Below are 16,952 nucleotides of genomic sequence, written 5' to 3' on the forward strand. Positions count from 1 at the left end.
TCCACTCCAAGCGACGATGTCTCGGGCTAACAATTCGCGACCCGGCGGGACGGGTACCTCCCACTCTTCCATCCCATTCATCGGAAATCTCGGTTGGATGACTGGCCGTTGATTCAGAAAGATGGAACGATAATCTCAGCTGCGCCTTTCAGACCAACCTTCAGGGCATCGTCGGCATTATCCGTCCAGGCGCGAACTTCCACGGTTTCCTTGTCGGGATTAAGCTCCGCTCCAATGTAAGAAATTTCGCCTTCAAAGTCGATTCCGGCCGGATCCAACACCCGCCCTTTGACTTGCATCCCCGGCTCCAATAGCCCCACCTGATCCTTAGGAATTTGGAAGCTAAACTCGATCGGATTTACTTGGTAAATTTCGACAAGAAAATCGCCGACCTGAACCTCACTGCCTTCGGTGACCGCCAGCTCGTGGATTCGCCCGTCCAGCGGAGAGAAAACATCCCGGCTCGCGAATTCATTTTCCAAGACGGAGATCTCGGCCCGTATCCTATCCATCCGGGCCTGATACAAGGCGATACGGCTGTCCGCCTCCGAGGGTTCCGGTATCTCCTGCGGCTCCACCTCGCTCGGGATCACCGCGGGCCGGGACACCTGAGGAGGCGATGCGCTTTGGATCAAACCGAATTCCGTGCCGCCGCTGGGCACGGGCAAATAGGCTGTGAGGGAGAAATCTTCCCAAGCCGAGAGCACTCCGTATCCGGTCACCATCTCTCCGTCCCCATAAGACGGCCAGATCCCCCCGGCGTCGGGAGGGTCGTTAGACCGTGCGATGACTCTTGGGTCGATTCCCGGCCATACGCCTCCGGCGTCCACCGAAGTGAATCGGATTTCCGAAGCCAATTTGGAAAACGTCGGCACCCGATACGAGGGCTCTTCGTAGGCGGGCTCCTCGGCCGGCGGCTGAAGCACTGCTTCTTCCTGGATTTCTTCCGCCGGTTCCTCGGTTTCGGCCAAAGCCTTGGTTTGTTCGAGTTGGGTCTCGGCGGCCTGCAATTGGGCTCGTAGGAGGCCCAACTCCTCGGAGAGTTGGTCGTCCTCTATCCTAAACAGCCGATTTTCCCTGGATACGACTTGTCCTTTCGCGATGGACAGGTTTTCCAATCGACCGCTGAATTCGCTTTTTATTTTGAGGCGCTTGCTGGGGACGAAAACCCCCTCGATTTTGATGGAGTCTGGTATACGCCCGGAGGAAGCCTTGGCCGCCCGCGGATTAAAATCCGCATCCCTTTGATCAGAACGTCCATTTCTTTGGCCTAAATCTTCACACCACGCCGCCAAGGGCAGCAAGGGCAGAAGCATTAGACATACCCCCAAGCCGAGCCGAAACTTGCTCATTATGAAATTTTATAAAAAATAGGGAGTTAGGGAAAGATTTAATCGAGGAGCCCAAGACGAGCTTCTGAAGACGAAGGTTCGAAATTCGAACGGGAGCTTCTGAAGACGAAGGTTCGAAATTCGAACGGAGGAAAGTCCATTCGACCGGATTTCGTACTCATATATTTCTTAATTTTCTTTATTCCCCTGATCTAACGGCATGCTTCGCGCCAGGCGTCCAGCTCCAGCTTCTTCTTGAGGGTATCGAAGTTATTCTGATTGGCCTGCGGGCAGAACGATTGGGTATCGCCTTGGTATTCGATGCTCCATACCGGTTTCCCGGCGTGCACGAAGGGCAGCAGCTTGTCGCATTCCTTGAATTGAAAGCATTCTTCGTTGACCGTGAAGTCGAAGTCTCCGACCAGTTCGGGAATTTGGTCGAGATTGTTTTTCAGCCCCACGGCCATGCCTCGTTTGTGGGCCTCCGCCGCGAGCCAGCGATTATAATTGAGCTGATCCTGAGAAGTGAGAGGGAAACCGCTGTCGTTGACGTAGCCGTCCAGGTTATCGGGATCCACCGCGTCGCATTTCTTCTGCGCCGCCAAATCGAGCCGGGCTCCCATGACCGGTGCCAAGGAAGCGATTTGCCGCACGTCGATCCAGCGTTCTCCCGGCCAGCCCTCCAGGGGTTTGCCCAAAACTTCCTTGGGAAATTGAGCGGCATCGCCGCGCCATTCTTCATAACTGCCGGCGCTGAAATAGCAGACAACCTTTTTTCCCGCCGCGTGCAGGTCGGCGATGAGTTTTGGATCGGTTTCGACTAAGTCGAGGTTGAAAACCTGCACTGGGAGCGTGGTATCGATTGCGCCCGCGTACTGGATTTGCCAGGAAGTTCCAGGGCTGGGACGCCACCAAGAGCCGGTCGCGCCGTCGGCGGGTTTATCGGGCCCCGGCGCCGGGGCTTGGGAGGGCGTGGAGGAAGAACAACCCAGCGCCGCCAACATGATGCCCGTCAGCCATGCATGACGGATTCGAGGCATAAATCAAGTTTAGTCCCAGGCCGTCAACGATAAAAGACAAATTTTAAGAAACGGCGGGGCGCTTGTGGTGCGTCTAGTCCAAGCCGCGACAGGCCTCCGGGGGGGCCTTTTCTGCCTGGTTTCCCCACAGGACCGAAGCGGGATAATAGGTCTCGCCCAGCTTCACGAGGACTTTCCCGCTATCCGGATACACGCAACCGATGATGGCCGCCTGGCGCCAGGCCTCTTCAGGGACCTCTCTTTCCTCCTCCCTCAAGAAAGAGCGGGTCTCGTCGACCTCAAAGGATAGGAAGCCCTGGCCTTTGGCATCGGTATGCCGCGCCTTGTCGAGGATTCGGACCCTTCGGGCGCTGGGCGGCTTGGGGGCTCTCGAGAGGAGCGGACGCTTAGCCTCTTTCTTTTGAAGCGGCGCCACCAACTCGGCTTCGACGAGCGCCTGAGCCGAGGACGGTTTTCCGGAGACAGGGTTTTCCCGCGCCTGGAGCGGGCGATCGAGGTTAAGCAACGCTGGCGTCGCTGCCAGCAGCGCTAATAGGATGAAGAACGGGCTCATAAGAGGTCCTTGGGCCGGGTTGCGGTTGTGCCGGCGAGCCGAGGTATTGGACGAGGGCAAAGGTGCCCACGACCGGGATCCATAGGCTCAAGAGATAGGCCAAATCGGGGTTAAGGTTGGAAGACTCGAGGGCAAAGAGCATGGCGCGCGAGGTCACCGCGACGCTGAGCTGACCGAGGACGTGGAAGGCATACAAACGATGACGGGCGAATCGCCTCCCTCGAGCCCAACGAATGGCCTGGAGCATCGCCCAGACCGCGATGCCGCCCGTCAGCAGGAAACCGAGCGTAGACCCGATCCCTCCTCTGGCGAAAAAAGCGAGATAGAACCCGGTGGGCGCCAGCGCGACCAGCACGTCGAGACCGACGATGCGTCCGCACCACCGATGAAAGCGGGGCCAACGTTTCAGGACGAACCCGGAGACGAGTATCAAGCAGCCGGGCAAGGCCAAGGCGGCCGCCACGACGTGCACCCGCAGCACCCATAAATACAAGGATTCGTTGGACAAAGGGAGTTTCTCGATCAGGAAGGGAGGCCGTTGGCCGGGCTCGAAATAAACCGCGCTGGCATAGGTGATGACCAAGGAACCCAGCGCCAGGACCAGCCAAAGAAGGGTTTGGGAGGCTCTTTTCATTAAAGGGCCGGTACGCGGGCTGAAGATAAATGTGTCTAATAAATTGGGGGTAAGGACGGGGGGAAGAAGACGGGGGAAGAAGAAGCGGGGGAAGACGGAGGTTCGAATTTCAAACTCACCTGGAAGGAATCGACCGAAATTCATACCTCCGTCTGTATTTTCTGTGTGTGTGTGTTTTTTCTGTGTAATTTCTTTCCGTCTTATTTCCCCGTTACGAAATATCCGGCCCTTTTGGCAGGTTCTGTCCTTTGGGCGGCTTATGGCGGTAGGCGGTCGTGGGGTCGAAGGGACCGTCGAGCCCGGTGGATCGAATACTTTTCTGTTCTTCCGTCCGCTCCACGCGGCTAATCATCTTTGCGATCTCCGGATCGCGCAAGGCCTCGTCCATTCGCAGGACTTTCCTTTCTCCAGAACTCTTCGTGACCACGACGACCGGGCTGACAAAGCGCACCCCGAGGGCGTACTCCGTATGCCGGTAACCGCATTCTCTCCCGTGGCCCGGCGTTCGCTGAATAGGAATTCCGTCGGCACCGTAGAGCCCATAGAAATCGATGGCCTCGCTGGCCTGCCTTCCCGAGACAGAAGGCGAGACGACGAGCTCTTTCTTCCCGCCCGCCACCAGGGTGCCGAGGGGAACACCGTGCAACTGAGCTTTTATGTCTTGGTCGCTGCGGAGGTAAAATCCCGCAGAATCCAAAAAAGGCGAATTGATCTGAAACTCCTCGGGATGACTGTAAGAAGGGCCGACGACCCGCTTTCCCGCCTGCTGATAGGTTTCCTCGACGATGGTTTTGGTCGGCAGGCTGAAGCCGTACTTTTGGGCCAGCGCCTGGGCGATGATCGGAGACAGCGGCACGCGGACGAAATCTTCGTTCGAGCCAATGGCAATATAGTCGGGCATGACGTAGGTTTTCACCTCTCCGCCGTTCGGCCCCTTGATGATCACCGCTTTGGGGCGCCTTAAAAATTCCGGGATATTGCCGAGCTCGATCTGCTCGAGAATGGCGTTCTCTCTTTCGATTTTGGAGAGCGATCCCAGCTGTCTCGGATTTTTCTTGAACTTCTCCAGGTCGACACCGAGCACCTTTTCCATAAATTGGCTTCCGGCGAGGGCGTTCTCGGGCCTTTTCGGCAGGTTGAGAAAACCCCTTGCATGATAATCCTCCGGAGACCGAAGGTGCTGTTGCAAGGTTGCGATATTTTGCGGCTTGTTTTCGGAAGCGAGGGTCTGGACCGTCAGCTCGAGGTATTCTTGATATTCTTGCACGAAGGTCGGCTCTTCTTTTCCATAGAGCAATTTCGTCCGCGCAAGCAGGCCCGCGATATATTCGGAGCTGTCTGCGTCCCCGTAAGAAATCTTGGGCGCTTCCGAAGAGTTGTTGGAAATACCCCCCTCCCACTTCCGGAACACGCAGGTTTGCTTCTCAAATAAGTCTCGTTTGACGGATTTCCATTCCAAGTCCGCCGGCCGGGGCGCGACAGTCTTCACTTGGTCATCTTGAAGAATAGACTGCCCAATGTCCCAAGCCCGATCTACGAAATCGTTGATGAGTGAGAACACATTATTCACAGATTCCTCCTCCCCAATAGTAAGCACAGCAAGTTACATGCCGAAACATCACATAGGTAATAGCTTGTTTTTATTTAGTATTCTAAATAGCTCGGAAGGGAGGACAGTCTCAATTTTCTCAATTCGAGAAGGATTGGAACAGTCGAAATCAATCCACCCGGAGTTCGAGTGTGATGTTGTTCGCTTGCTCGCGCACCACATAAGTGTAGCGTCCCGGCGCAAGCGAAGTCTGGCGGGCTAAATCGAGCGTTAGCTGAATTTGATGGCCCCGGTGCATAGCCCGAACCGCGTTGAAGGAACCTCGCTGGTCAAGATCGACGGTGTGGTAATCGCTGACGGCACCGGGCGGGATACTGTCCAGCGAGGTCGCGCGCCGAAAGTCGTGCCCCAGGTAAGTCCGCTGGAGCGGCGCGGTGGTCTCGTTCCGCACGCGGAACTGGGCTGCGCGCTTCGGCATCCCCCAATACACCCCAAGCGCCGTGACCGCCGACAAGACGATCGTCCCGGTCAAGGCGACGGAGATCAGCGCCACCTTGGACCTTGCCGGAATCGCCGCCAGGCCGGTCGCTCCGGTCAAGACTCCGATGAGAGCCCCCAGCGGCATGGCGATGAAGGCGCTGAAATAGGCTTGGGTCTCACGGTTTTGGACCCCAAATAATTCGGCCAGCGCATAGCCAGCACCGACAAAGACAACAACGCCGACCATGCCACCCAACAGACCCCCGACGATCGCGAACAATATTTTTTTTCCAGTACTGTTCATCTTAGGGAGCGGCGCTCCTAGGGAGCCATGTCACCATTATCATGGATGTGGTCATTTTTTTCCAAGGAAGGAGCAGACGGAACTCCGATTTGTATTTTATTCATTTGGCAGAACCCTTACCCGGCCTTATATTGAAACATTGGGAGGATCCAAATGGTCAAGGCTTTTCCTGCTATCTGGGCCTTATCACTAGTCTTTTCCCTCGGATTGGGAAACCCGCCTCCCGCCTCCGCCCAGCAAGAGTCTTGTAAAGAGAAGTAAGACGGAGGTTCGATTTTCGAACGGTACGTCCGGATTTCGAACGGTTGCAGTTTAATGGAAAGTAAATGGGGGAAGCATGAGTAAATTTCTATATATTCTAGGCCTCGTCGGCAGCGGAATCTTGGCTCTTCTATTCACGGTCCTCGCCATGGATCCAAAGACCACCGAAATGGCGGCCGCGGTTCCAGTTCCGATCCTGATCGCCATGATTGTTCATCTCGTGTTTGTCTATAAATTTTGGAAAAGCATCCAAGACGGCCGGCCGCGAATGACTCCGGGGAAGGCGGTCGGGTTTCTGTTTATCCCGTTTTTCAACGTCTATTGGCTTTTCCAGGTCTACCCCGGATTTGCGACCGATTATAACCGGTACATTCAAGAAAAAGGCATTCAGGCGCGACCCTTGAGCCAAGGTTTGTTGACGGCAATGGCGATCTTCATCCTCATCTCGATCCCCGTGGTCAACTGGGTCGTTCAAATAATGGCGATTTCAAAAATTTGCGACGCGGTCAACGCGATCAGGAAAACATGAACGCCCCCCATGTCATCGCCCGCCAACTGGGCCGCCCCCTCGGAGAATACCGTAGGTCGGGAAAGGCCTTTTTAAAAATAGCCCTGCTCAGCCTGTTTAGCGGAGGCATCGCGGCCTTAATCTTCTATGGTGCGTTCACGGCAAGGGGCATCGATCTGGCCGGAAAAATCGTCCTGTCGGTCGTCGGAGCCTTGTTCTTGCTTCCCACTTTTGCGGGAATCTACATGCTGGTCACTCGCCGCGCCTCCTCGCTTGGCATCTATGAGAACGGTTTCACCTATCGTTATGGCAAGAAGGAATTCGCTGTCCGCTGGGAGGATATCGCCTCGGTCGCGGAGTCTACGGCATGCCGTATCGAATTGAACAACGGCCTCGGCTTCGATATCGGAGAAAATGTCGAAGGGTTTTCTGAAATCGCTGACGTCATTCATGATGAAACGCTTCGGCGGATTTTGCCGCGGATGCGGCAAATGATCGACGACGGCGGCTCCGTCACCTTTCAAGGGATGAAATTGGGAGGAACGACGCCGCTAAGCAAGGCCGTAAACAATACCCTGCTGAAGGGTGACGGATTTATCGTCGACGCCAAGGGCATCAGAACGGCCGCAGACGGCGGCCACATCCGCTGGGAAGACGTGGTGGAATACGGCGTGCGACCTGGCGAAGGCCGTCTTGCGCGTTTTTTATATTTTTACATCCGCGACCCACAGACAGAATTTCAGATGAATTACGGCACGCTGCACAACGCGCACGTTTTGCTGGAAATATGCGCCGAGCGGGCTCCGCAGGCGAATGAAGGAGAATATAAGAGTTCGAAATCCGAACCCAATATGAAGTAACCGACCGAAAATCGAACCTCCGTCTGAATTCTTATTACCGTCTGAATTCTTATTATTCTACTCATTATTTTGATCGCATTCACTTGTTTCAAGAGGCGTGAGGTCAATATAAACGGTTCCGCTGCCTGTCCGGGAACCGACGGGAGAGTGACCCACAACGCTTGCCGTGATTGCGATTCTTGGTTTGTCGGTATCGACGCCTTCGATGTTGTAAGTACCGCCTCCTGCCCCCGTCACCATCATTCCGGCGGCGGAAATGTTAACCGTTCCGGAAGTAGCGGACGAGGGAGTAAAATTGAACTTGTAATTAATGATCGAACCGGAAACGGTGAAGGGCTGCTCGAGAGAGCAAATCACGCCGGAGTAAACCAAGTCCGCGGTCCGCCCGCTTGCCCGGTAACTTTTGCATTTCGGCTTTAGACTATCTAAAATCTCACGCAGCACCTTGATCTGCGCGGCATAGGCCTCGACCTCTTCCTGGGCCCGGTCGGCGGCATGCATCTCCTCATAGGGGAAAAAGCCAATAGTCACACAAAAAATGAGATGCACAGCTTCGTGGGCGCGCAGGGCCCTACCAATGCCGGGGCAAGCCGATGCGGCTACGGCAGCGTCGAGTGTGGCTGCTGCGGAACTCGACATGCTGCAAAGTTTTTGGGCGCTATGCTTGGTACCCGTTGGGTCGTAAAGATCGCGACCCCAGGGATGATAATCGACCTCGCTAGGGCCCTTATAGCCCGGTACTGGCTCGAGACCGCGGCGCGCTTCGCCTTCGGCGAACTGCTTCAGCGCAATGGTCGATTCGGCCTTCCCCATCTTGCGCAATTCGGGAATCTTATTGCGAAATGCCTGTTGCAGGCGCGCGGCATTACGTAGTTCGGCCTGCAGCGCCTTGATGTCTTTGCAATCACATTCAGCCTGAGCTGCGGCGGCGGACGGGATTGCCATGAAGGCAGAAGCCCGCGACAATGCGAGCATGCCCAGAAGAAGATAAAGCGCTATTTTCGAAGACATTTTCGCGAACATAAGTTTAAATAAAAAAATCAGACGTAGGTTTTATAGTATGCACCACAGAACAACTCTTACTTAAGCAAGGACAGGCACTGCTCGGTCAACCTGGTCGTTGAATCCCAAACGCCATCAACCCCTTAATTAATCGCCCCAACCGATTGCAGCACCTGCCTTGCCAGCACTTTGCTGTCCGCTTTTGTCTCCGGGTCGGTGGCCATACCGGCAATCATGGCGCCGATCAATACGCTGCTCTCGTAAAGCTCCTGCTTTTTAGCGACCGGCAAGGCCCGGAAGCTGGGCGAGCCCGCCAGAATATCGTTGACGTCGTAGACGAATTTCTCCAACACCGTATCCGAAATCTCTTTTCCGGTGTGTACCTGTGCCGAGGCGCCGATGAGAAATCCGATCGCGTAGGCGACGTTATTCTTCCGCCCTTCCTTCTCGAAGGCATCCATCATCCCGTTGAAGGTTTGCAGCAATTGGGCCTGATTTTCTTTCGGTCCCTTGGCGGCATAGGCCGCGGGCAGCACTCGCTGTCCGGAAGAAAAATCGCTGGCACTTATCGGGAAATGTTGGGGAGGGGAGGCCGGATTAGGCGCTGTGGCGGAAGTGGGAAGCGGGGGCGGAGGAGGCGCTCCGGCGGGGGGCGGCAAGTTAGAATACTGAGGGTAGCTGGACCAGGAAGGCTGGGCGTTCATTGGTCGATCCGGCATGCCGTGCTGATACTGCTCATAAAGAGGCGGAGAGGCGCGGCCGCCCTGCTGGGAAGGTAACGTCCCCAGCAACTGGCTTTGCGTAAGCCTCCGCTGCATGCTGTGCATAATCGTGGTGTCGAGGGTGCTGGACATGGGATTGTTGAAGCTGTTTCCGGTAAACGGATTCATCCAGGTATTTTGCGCCGCAGCCGGCAAGGCGCCGAAAATCGAAATCATCAGGAAACAAATAGCACCGCCACGGAATTTGGGGGAATGATTCATAGCAGGATCTCCTATTATTAAAATGAATTCGACCGCTTTTATTTTCTCATTGTTGATCGCATTCACTTGTCTCCAGGGGGGCGAGATCAATTTGAAGCGGCCCGCTGCCCATGGCCGAGCCGGGGGGAAATCTGCCTGTGTACGTTGCGGTTACCGTCATCCTTGGATTGTCGGTCTCGATTCCTGCAATCGTATAGGTTCCGCTCCCTTCTCCGGTGCCGCCGTACCCGGACATGCTGATGGCAACGCTGCCTGCGTTCGAGGACGTGGGAGTGAACCGAAATGTGAAATCCAACATCGACTTGCCTTTTAGGGTGAAAGGCTTTTCAAGATCACAAATCACGCCCGAGATCGCCAGTCTCAGGTATTGGCCGGTCGCCTGGTAGCTTTTGCATTTCGGCTTTAAACTATCTAAAATCTCACGCAGCACCTTGATCTGCGCGGCATAGGCCTCGACCTCTTCCTGAGCCCGGTCGGCGGCATGCATCTCCTCATAGGGAAAAAAGCCAATAGTCACACAAAAAATGAGATGTACAGCTTCGTGGGCGCGCAGGGCCCTACCAATGCCGGGGCAAGCCGATGCGGCTACGGCAGCGTCGAGTGTGACTGCTGCGGAACTCGACATGCTGCAAAGTTTTTGGGCGCTATGCTTGGTACCCGTTGGGTCGTAAAGATCCCGACCCCAGGGATGATAATCGACCTCGCTAGGGCCCTTATAACCCGGTACCGGCTCGAGACCACGGCGCGCCTCCCCTTCGGCGAACTGCTTCAGCGCAATGGTCGATTCGGCCTTTCCCATCTTGCGTAATTCGGTGATCTTATTGCGAAATGCCTGTTGCAGGCGCGTGGCATTGCGAAGTTCGGCCTGCAGCGCCTTGATGTCTTTGCAATCACATTCGGCCTGAGCTGCGGAGGCGGACGGGATTACCATGAGGGCAGAAGCCTGCGACAATGCGAGCATGCCCAGAGGAAGACAAAGCCTGATTAAAATGCCGCCGTGTGAGCGAGTGGACGGGACTCTGAAATTCTTGAACAAGATTAACTCCTTGGATGATACGTAGACCAACGACCATTCCGAAGGCAGTAATCAGAACCCCGCCATTCTAGATACTTTTAAGATTTAAGTCAAAAAGAAGACGGGGCCAAGACGGAGGTTCGATTTTCATTTCAGAAGAATATCCAGACTGTAGGCGGCGACTTTGTAGTTCGAATGAACCGCGATTTCGCAGTCACCGTCAAATTCAGGCGGCATTTTTCCAGACCATGATTTTGTTTCTTGGGCAACGCGCTCGGCATCCAGTCCGTGATTTAAATACACCGAAAAGTCTGCGTCCTGTCCGACGATCTTGACGGTAACGCTTTGCCCGGCACGCGCTTTGAAGCGATACAGAACTTCTTCCCCGTCACGCACATAACCTTGAACAACCCTGGTTTTTCCTTGTTCCAACTTAAGAGTATTTTCACTGATGCGATGATACGATTGAGCGGAGAGCGGGTCGGTCAACAAACAAGTCGAGACATAAATCGCGGAAAGAATGAAAAATATCCTTTTCATATCTTTTCCTCCCTATGTACGGGATCCGGCCTGGCACTTATAATAGAAGGGTTCGAAATCCGAACCCAATAGGAAATAACCGACCGAAAATCAAACCTCCGTCTGAATTCTGCTGATTGATCACGAACCAATAGCACTGATTAAATTTCCGTTTGGACAACCTTGGTAGATTGCCGGGCAAGTTCCGGTCGGGCATAGGCAGGTGCAGGTCGAAGTCGATTCACTGCATCCCGCGGGGCAGATACTTGGATTTGACGCGGAATCAGAAGGCGCGGCCGGGTATCTGATGGGGAAAACCAGATCGCTATAGGCAGGATTGTTAGGTTGACCATCCGAGTTCGTGCCGTTGGCGAGTGTCGATGGATCATTAAAGACCGGCTGGGGTGGAGCGGGAGGAGTTCCCTGGCAGATGTCTTCGTTGGCGGCATTGGCCAGCGACGCTCCGAAATAGGAGTTGTCGGTCTGGCAACCGCAGTTTTCAATGGTAGTGTCGCAGCAAGTACCTCCCGCCGACGTGGTGCAATCAGGACATTTAGGATCCTCAATATTAGTGACGGCGGGCCAGTCCAATATTTGCGTATCCGCCAGATAGACCGCGTATGTCACGGTAATGTCGAAAGTGCTGCCTGGAACTCGACTTTCGGCCCCGGCTGTCCAAAAGGCCATGATGCTGGTGGAATTTGCGCCGGCGGGAGACTGTTCATTCTGAGGAAAGGTCAACGCGTTGGTACATGAGGGATCGCCATGTTGCGTACCGATGGTGGCGGCGCAGGCTGATGTCGAATCCGTTCCGCAGAATTGGAACTGCCAGTATTGACCCTGTCCGCTTTGAGTGTGGCCGGAAAAAACGGCTGCCGCCGGAATGGTGGTGCTTGTATCGGACTCATAGGTCGCACCTGCATCGATGCCGACCGGACTCGTGCCTTCGCCCCAATAGCTGAGGCTGCCATCGATAGAGAAGCTCCACCCACGGCTATAGTCAGTATCCGATCCTTGATAAGCGCTGGGCGAAGAGCCGCAATAGCTGACCACCTGCGAAGTTTGCAAACTGGGAGGGGGGTCAATGGCGAAATAGAAGTAGAGGGGATAGTCGGCCAGTTTGCAGGCGCTGCCGCTGTGCTTTTCAGACTGGTAACGCAGCACCCCGCTAAACTGATCATTTAACTGATCGAGTTCCGTGGTATTGCCAACGCCGCAAGACGGTACGACAACATTAGGCTGCCACGAAGACACCTCGGTAAGATATTGGCCTGACTTTGTGACGCCGGATCCGTAAGCGCTGTAGTAGGTGGATCCGGGATCGGTATTCAGTGTGGATTCGACGATGTAAATATCTTGATTGCCGCAGCAGTCATGAAAAGCGTAAAGGCTGTTGTTGCTGGTATAACTGCCACCCGATCCTTGAGGGATATTTATTTCCTCCTGCGCCACGAGCGTCGAAGGAGGGACAGGTGATGTCTGCAGGCTCACGGAACCATTCAACGCCGCCCCATCTTGATCGATCTTCTCATTTATCAATTCGACCGCTGTGTCCAAGGCGCCTTCGTAATTGGTGAGCCCAACTGGATCCATGATGGCGACGGGATTATGGCGACCATTTTGTTTGCGAATAATGTGAGTCATTCGCGGTATATTATTTTTGTGATAACTTCGGACCAGCGCTTTGTGGGGATCGATGATATCAAGAATCGCGTGGCTGGCCTCTTTAGTGGCGTCGAAAAGGACGACGGCTAGGCCGGCTTCATAAGTATTGATGAGTCCTTGTTTTTGATCGTTGGTGAGGGCCGGCACATTGTCGGCCTGCACGAAAATGGACTTGTCGCTTCCGCCCTCGTAAGGCATGAGCTTAAAATTTTTATCGATGCGGTCACTTAGCTTGGTATCAAGCGAGCCAATTACGGCTACGGTTTTCTTGTTTGGCCCGCTGGATCCGCAGGCGGCGATTAACAACACAGCGGTAAGCAAAAATAATTTGATTCTCATCTTAACCCCTCGGATTGGATAATAGATTTTATCGTAACCGAGGAGTTAAAGCTCCAGCAAGGTAAAACCCTAAAATTCCCAAATTTACGAAATTTACAGAGAAATTTACAGACGAAATTTACGAAATTTACAGACGAAGCTCCGATTTTCGGACGCCACCGTCCGATTTTCGGACTCTAACTCCACTCATCTACAATTAATCTTTACCTCATGTTGGCATCTACATTGCTTGCCTAAAGCACATGCCAAGCCGCCCCCGATACGCCATCTTAAGCAATCACTCCACTTTCCACGTCACGTGGCAATGCCACAACCGCACCTGGCTGCTCAAAACCGATTAGGCAAAGCGCTTGTACTATAATTTATTGCTTCGGAACAAAGATCGCTACCAGGTCAGGATCTATTCCTATTGCTTCATGAGCAATCATCCCCATTTGACGGGCTATTGCGTCGACAAAAAGCTACTGTCCGATTTTTTCCGCGTCGTGAATGCTGTCTTCGCGAGAAGTTACAATTTAAGATTCCGCAGACGCGGCCAGGTAGTGATGGACCGCTTCAAGTCCCCCGTTATCCAAACCGATTTCAACCACCTTCAGGTGATGTTTTACATCGATCTCAATCCCAAACGCGCGCATATGGTGAAGCATCCCAAGGAATATCCTTGGTCTTCATTTCATTATTACGCCTATGGCAATGACGATCCTCCTATCATGCCGGCGCCAGCTTATCTTAAACTCGGCGACACCGACGCCCTTCGAAGAAAGAATTACCTAAAGATGATTCATCACATTCTACAGAATGACTGGAAGGAAAAGCGCCCCTACTCCTCTACGCCATTCATCGGGAACCCGGATTGGATTACAGCAAGGATGGAACAACTGAAGATATGCACCAGCCTGCAGCGAAAGAGTTGGTTGTCTAGGTTTAAGTTGAAATTTGGGATTCCGCCGTAGTCCGCTCGCGGATTCATTGCTCGCTAAAATTTTTCCCACTCACCCACACCCTTCCTGTCGACGCCCAGGAGGGCAATGGTGCTTCTCCATTTTTTACGGATATCCCCTCTCCCACCACCATTCAGCTCAAATGATATAATGATATATCGACGTGAATTCATTAAAATCAGAATTTCAAACCTCCGTCTGTATTCTTCTCTGATCCTCAAATAGCGCACTGGCCGCTACCGCTGAGAGCATGAGAGGCGCTGTCACCAGGACACGTCAGCTCACAGGTCGAATCGGCGGAACAGGTCAGGGAGCAATTCCCAGCGCAAGCCACGCGGCATACGGAACCCTCGGTGCAGCTAACGCTGCCGCTCTCGCCCACCGTAACGTCGCAAGTCGATCCCTGGGCACAGTCGATGCTGCAGGAGGCCCCGCAGCTACCGGTGCAGTCGTTGTTGTCGGTGCAATCTAAAGAACAGCTGGCGTTGGCGCAATCGCTCCCGGCGATGTCGCAAGCCGCTCCGCTGGGGCAGTTGCAGCTGGAGCCGCTGCAGGACAGGGGCTGCAGGCCTGAGGATCCGCTTCCGCAAGCGGTCAAGCACGCTAAAAGAGCCAGAATCAAAAATAATGTAGGTTTGCGCGAAGAGGTCTGAAAACGTGAAGAATTGCGATTCATTTTCGTTTCCTTACTTTAAGGGTGTCATTGAGCAAATAAGTACCCTCTTCGAAAATGCAATGAATGGGCCAAAACGGAGAGCTTCTATCCCTCAGGAAAATAAGAATTTTTCGAATATGTACAGTTTTGATCGCGTCTCTTCTTGTCCTCTTTTGTGACACCAAAGAGTGACAGTCCTCTCTACTACTACTACTACTAGCGCTAGCGGAAGGAAGACGGAGGTTTGACTTTCAGTCGGTAGCGGAAGGAAGACGGAGGTTTGACTTTCAGTCGGTATTGCGCCGCGTCGATTGAAAATCAAACCTCCGTCTGCATTTATTATTATCATTTATAACTGGGTGGCTGGACGCATGGAGCAGCTGAAGATCTCGGCCGACATCCGTCAGCTAATCGGCGCCAGATCCTGGGGCACAGAGTTCCGAGTCATGCCCGTCCGGATCCCAAAAATAAACGGACCATGCGGGAATCCACTCGTGGAATATGGGGCCCTCTACGGAAGGCGAAATGTTGCAGCGAATTTCAAACCTCCGTCTGCCCGTCCGTTCTCCCCGTCCTTTATTTGATTATTTGATTGCCCCCCTTGCTCCCCCCATCCCCGGTTTGTACAATGTACTATTAAGAGGGGGTGGGTATGGAAGTTTTCCGTCAAAACTCGGGACGTTATGTCATTGCTCCTATCCTCGCGGCTGCCGCGATCTGTCTTAATCTGCCGGGCAGTGGATATGGCATGGGGGCTAGCGCGTCCGGCGCCGGGCCGGTACATATCGTCCTCGACAAGACGTGGGAGCCGAAGTCGGGCCAGATCATCGACTGTCGCGGCGGCTGGATTCTCCCCCGCAAGCTTGCGGCGGCGAATCGCGGCGTTTCCGAGCCGGACACCTTGCTTCACCTCGGGGCCGGCGTCGAAAACGTTCAGATCCTTAACTGCAGGCTCGACGCGACTTTTCCGATCGTCATCACCGGCGGTAAAGGCCATCGCATCTCCGGAAACACCATCCGCTCAACCAGCCGATCTATATACGTGGTGGGTGGCGAACAAACAATGATCGACCACAACAATATGCGCTCGATGGGACGTAACGTTGAGATCAGGGGCGACAGCAAGGAGACAGTGCTCTATCGCAATCACCTCAGCTACCAGTTGGGCGGTCACCCCGTCGAAGGATGGCCGGGAATCACAAACGACGACGAGCCCGGAGCGGTTGGAGTGTATGTGTTTTCGGTCCCGGGGGTGATTTACCTCGTTATCAACGATCGTTTGATCCAGGTCCTCAGTTATGGGGACACGCGAATTACCGGGACGGTCGTCCGCGAGAACACCATCGATCTGCGGTCGGGCTCCATCGCCGGGTTTGGCATCATATTTGCGACGCGGTCAGAGGACTCCCTCGCGGAAGGCAACACAATTTTCGGTGGCGGGATCGGGCTAGGAGTCTTCGGTTTGGATGACGGGGGATTTTTCTACGAGCCGGGCGTGTGCAGCGAGGACCCGGAATTTTACTGCAACCTCGGCGATGGTGTGTGCGAGTTCATCGGCATCGGCGAGTGTATCCCTGGGACCAAGGTTACCGGGGGCGGCCGCGTGCTGGCCCCGACCTTCAAAGGCAACCGGGTCTTTGGGGCGTTTCACGGGTTCGACGCTGGTCTCAGCAAAGACCTAGTCTTCGAGAATAACCACCTTGAAAAAAACGATGTCGGCATCTTCCTTGTAGGGTATGCGCTAGAAAGTTCGACGAAGGTGCAGGGGAATATCGTCTTGCAAAACAAGGTCGGACTGCGCCTTGAGGACGATAGCCTCTTCGACGTGGAGGAACCCGGGCTCGAGGTCAGCTATAACGACTTCGGCGACAATAAGCAGAGTTTCGACGCCTATAGGCTCGTGTATGACGATAACGGGGAGGAAGTCCTCGATGTTTTACCATACCTGAAATCGACCACGCTGAATAACAACTGGTGGGCGAGTGCCCCCTGCGGCTTCCCGCAAAACCAAGAACGGTGGCCGAACGTCGAGGATCCCGTCGCCGCCGCCCTGCCGATCGCCGCGGCCTGGCAAGCCGGCGAGGCCGATGCCGTGCCTCGCTGTGATTAGAACAAGACAAGCAAGACAAGACGGAGGTTCGATTTTCAACCTAAATCCAGCGCAATCGACCGATTTTCAAACCTTCGTCTGTATTTTGCTGTTCTGCTGCCCCCCGCGCTGACCTCAAGACTGCTGTTCTGCTGCCCCCCGCGCTGACCTCAAGACAGACCCGCAAGACGAAGGTTTGATTTTTTTTCGTTTTCAGGGCAGAG

At 54.3% G+C, this 16,952-nt stretch carries 16 protein-coding genes; 5 read left to right on the forward strand and 11 right to left on the reverse strand.

The annotated features are described in order from the left end of the window. Positions 1–113: 113 nt before the first annotated feature. The 6 genes from FBR05_01660 to FBR05_01685 form a co-directional block, all read right to left on the reverse strand. Complete coding sequence (locus tag FBR05_01660; GenBank protein ID MDL1870894.1) at positions 114–1,352, reverse strand: HlyD family efflux transporter periplasmic adaptor subunit; 1,239 nt, start codon at positions 1,350–1,352, stop codon at positions 114–116. A gap of 191 nt (positions 1,353–1,543) precedes the next feature. After that, positions 1,544–2,371, reverse strand: coding sequence for an endo alpha-1,4 polygalactosaminidase (locus FBR05_01665; protein MDL1870895.1), 828 nt, complete (start codon positions 2,369–2,371; stop codon positions 1,544–1,546). A 73-nt stretch (positions 2,372–2,444) separates the two neighbouring features. Beyond that, the gene (locus FBR05_01670) at positions 2,445–2,924 is read right to left on the reverse strand and encodes a hypothetical protein (GenBank protein MDL1870896.1); all 480 of its coding nucleotides are present in this window, start codon (positions 2,922–2,924) and stop codon (positions 2,445–2,447) included. After that, on the reverse strand, positions 2,869–3,702 hold the full coding sequence (locus tag FBR05_01675) for a DUF2306 domain-containing protein (protein ID MDL1870897.1): 834 nt from the start codon (positions 3,700–3,702) through the stop codon (positions 2,869–2,871). The genes FBR05_01670 and FBR05_01675 overlap by 56 nt, the downstream gene beginning before the upstream one ends. 67 nt (positions 3,703–3,769) lie before the next feature. Continuing rightward, a complete protein-coding gene (locus FBR05_01680; protein ID MDL1870898.1) occupies positions 3,770–5,128 on the reverse strand; it encodes a hypothetical protein in 1,359 nt (452 codons plus the stop codon). 148 nt (positions 5,129–5,276) lie between these two features. Continuing rightward, on the reverse strand, positions 5,277–5,891 hold the full coding sequence (locus FBR05_01685; GenBank protein MDL1870899.1) for a hypothetical protein: 615 nt from the start codon (positions 5,889–5,891) through the stop codon (positions 5,277–5,279). A 337-nt stretch (positions 5,892–6,228) separates the two neighbouring features. Here FBR05_01685 and FBR05_01690 point away from each other — a divergent pair, with 337 nt between their 5' ends. Together FBR05_01690 and FBR05_01695 are read left to right on the forward strand one after the other, a co-directional pair. Beyond that, on the forward strand, positions 6,229–6,681 hold the full coding sequence (locus FBR05_01690) for a hypothetical protein (GenBank protein MDL1870900.1): 453 nt from the start codon (positions 6,229–6,231) through the stop codon (positions 6,679–6,681). Continuing rightward, positions 6,678–7,520: a hypothetical protein gene (locus FBR05_01695; protein ID MDL1870901.1), complete on the forward strand. Its 843-nt coding sequence runs from the start codon at positions 6,678–6,680 to the stop codon at positions 7,518–7,520. The genes FBR05_01690 and FBR05_01695 overlap by 4 nt, the downstream gene beginning before the upstream one ends. Before the next feature lie 57 nt (positions 7,521–7,577). Here FBR05_01695 and FBR05_01700 read toward each other — a convergent pair whose 3' ends face one another. From FBR05_01700 to FBR05_01720, 5 genes are all read right to left on the reverse strand, one after another. Further along, positions 7,578–8,531, reverse strand: a complete 954-nt coding sequence (locus FBR05_01700) for a hypothetical protein (GenBank protein MDL1870902.1) — start codon at positions 8,529–8,531, stop codon at positions 7,578–7,580. Between the two features lie 134 nt (positions 8,532–8,665). Further along, positions 8,666–9,505, reverse strand: a complete 840-nt coding sequence (locus tag FBR05_01705; GenBank protein ID MDL1870903.1) for a hypothetical protein — start codon at positions 9,503–9,505, stop codon at positions 8,666–8,668. A 46-nt stretch (positions 9,506–9,551) separates the two neighbouring features. Continuing rightward, positions 9,552–10,541: a hypothetical protein gene (locus tag FBR05_01710; protein ID MDL1870904.1), complete on the reverse strand. Its 990-nt coding sequence runs from the start codon at positions 10,539–10,541 to the stop codon at positions 9,552–9,554. Between the two features lie 126 nt (positions 10,542–10,667). Beyond that, the gene (locus tag FBR05_01715) at positions 10,668–11,060 is read right to left on the reverse strand and encodes a hypothetical protein (protein MDL1870905.1); all 393 of its coding nucleotides are present in this window, start codon (positions 11,058–11,060) and stop codon (positions 10,668–10,670) included. 120 nt (positions 11,061–11,180) lie between these two features. Further along, positions 11,181–13,043, reverse strand: a complete 1,863-nt coding sequence (locus FBR05_01720) for a hypothetical protein (protein ID MDL1870906.1) — start codon at positions 13,041–13,043, stop codon at positions 11,181–11,183. Positions 13,044–13,588: 545 nt separating this feature from the next. Between FBR05_01720 and FBR05_01725 the strand changes: the two genes are divergently transcribed. The 3 genes from FBR05_01725 to FBR05_01735 all read left to right on the forward strand — a co-directional run bounded on the left by FBR05_01725 (position 13,589) and on the right by FBR05_01735 (position 16,749). Then, positions 13,589–13,996, forward strand: a complete 408-nt coding sequence (locus tag FBR05_01725; protein ID MDL1870907.1) for a hypothetical protein — start codon at positions 13,589–13,591, stop codon at positions 13,994–13,996. Positions 13,997–14,337: 341 nt separating this feature from the next. Then, positions 14,338–14,637 carry a hypothetical protein gene (locus FBR05_01730; protein MDL1870908.1) on the forward strand — a complete coding sequence of 100 codons (300 nt, stop codon included), beginning with the start codon at positions 14,338–14,340 and terminating at the stop codon, positions 14,635–14,637. A gap of 654 nt (positions 14,638–15,291) precedes the next feature. Then, positions 15,292–16,749, forward strand: a complete 1,458-nt coding sequence (locus FBR05_01735) for a hypothetical protein (protein ID MDL1870909.1) — start codon at positions 15,292–15,294, stop codon at positions 16,747–16,749. Positions 16,750–16,952: the final 203 nt, after the last annotated feature.

The organism is Deltaproteobacteria bacterium PRO3 (assembly GCA_030263375.1).
Lineage (GTDB): Bacteria > UBA10199 > UBA10199 > DSSB01 > DSSB01 > DSSB01.

Excerpts from the sequence above, each read along its gene's own strand:
- FBR05_01735 (MDL1870909.1), top strand. The coding sequence starts at position 15,292 with ATGGAAGTTTTCCGTCAAAACTCGGGACGTTATGTCATTGCTCCTATC.
- FBR05_01695 (MDL1870901.1), top strand. The coding sequence starts at position 6,678 with ATGAACGCCCCCCATGTCATCGCCCGCCAACTGGGCCGCCCCCTCGGA.
- FBR05_01670 (MDL1870896.1), bottom strand. The coding sequence starts at position 2,924 with ATGAGCCCGTTCTTCATCCTATTAGCGCTGCTGGCAGCGACGCCAGCG.
- FBR05_01660 (MDL1870894.1), bottom strand. The coding sequence starts at position 1,352 with ATGAGCAAGTTTCGGCTCGGCTTGGGGGTATGTCTAATGCTTCTGCCC.
- FBR05_01690 (MDL1870900.1), top strand. The coding sequence starts at position 6,229 with ATGAGTAAATTTCTATATATTCTAGGCCTCGTCGGCAGCGGAATCTTG.
- FBR05_01705 (MDL1870903.1), bottom strand. The coding sequence starts at position 9,505 with ATGAATCATTCCCCCAAATTCCGTGGCGGTGCTATTTGTTTCCTGATG.
- FBR05_01715 (MDL1870905.1), bottom strand. The coding sequence starts at position 11,060 with ATGAAAAGGATATTTTTCATTCTTTCCGCGATTTATGTCTCGACTTGT.
- FBR05_01725 (MDL1870907.1), top strand. The coding sequence starts at position 13,589 with ATGGACCGCTTCAAGTCCCCCGTTATCCAAACCGATTTCAACCACCTT.
- FBR05_01700 (MDL1870902.1), bottom strand. The coding sequence starts at position 8,531 with ATGTCTTCGAAAATAGCGCTTTATCTTCTTCTGGGCATGCTCGCATTG.
- FBR05_01675 (MDL1870897.1), bottom strand. The coding sequence starts at position 3,702 with ATGAATTTCGGTCGATTCCTTCCAGGTGAGTTTGAAATTCGAACCTCC.
- FBR05_01665 (MDL1870895.1), bottom strand. The coding sequence starts at position 2,371 with ATGCCTCGAATCCGTCATGCATGGCTGACGGGCATCATGTTGGCGGCG.
- FBR05_01685 (MDL1870899.1), bottom strand. The coding sequence starts at position 5,891 with ATGAACAGTACTGGAAAAAAAATATTGTTCGCGATCGTCGGGGGTCTG.
- FBR05_01720 (MDL1870906.1), bottom strand. The coding sequence starts at position 13,043 with ATGAGAATCAAATTATTTTTGCTTACCGCTGTGTTGTTAATCGCCGCC.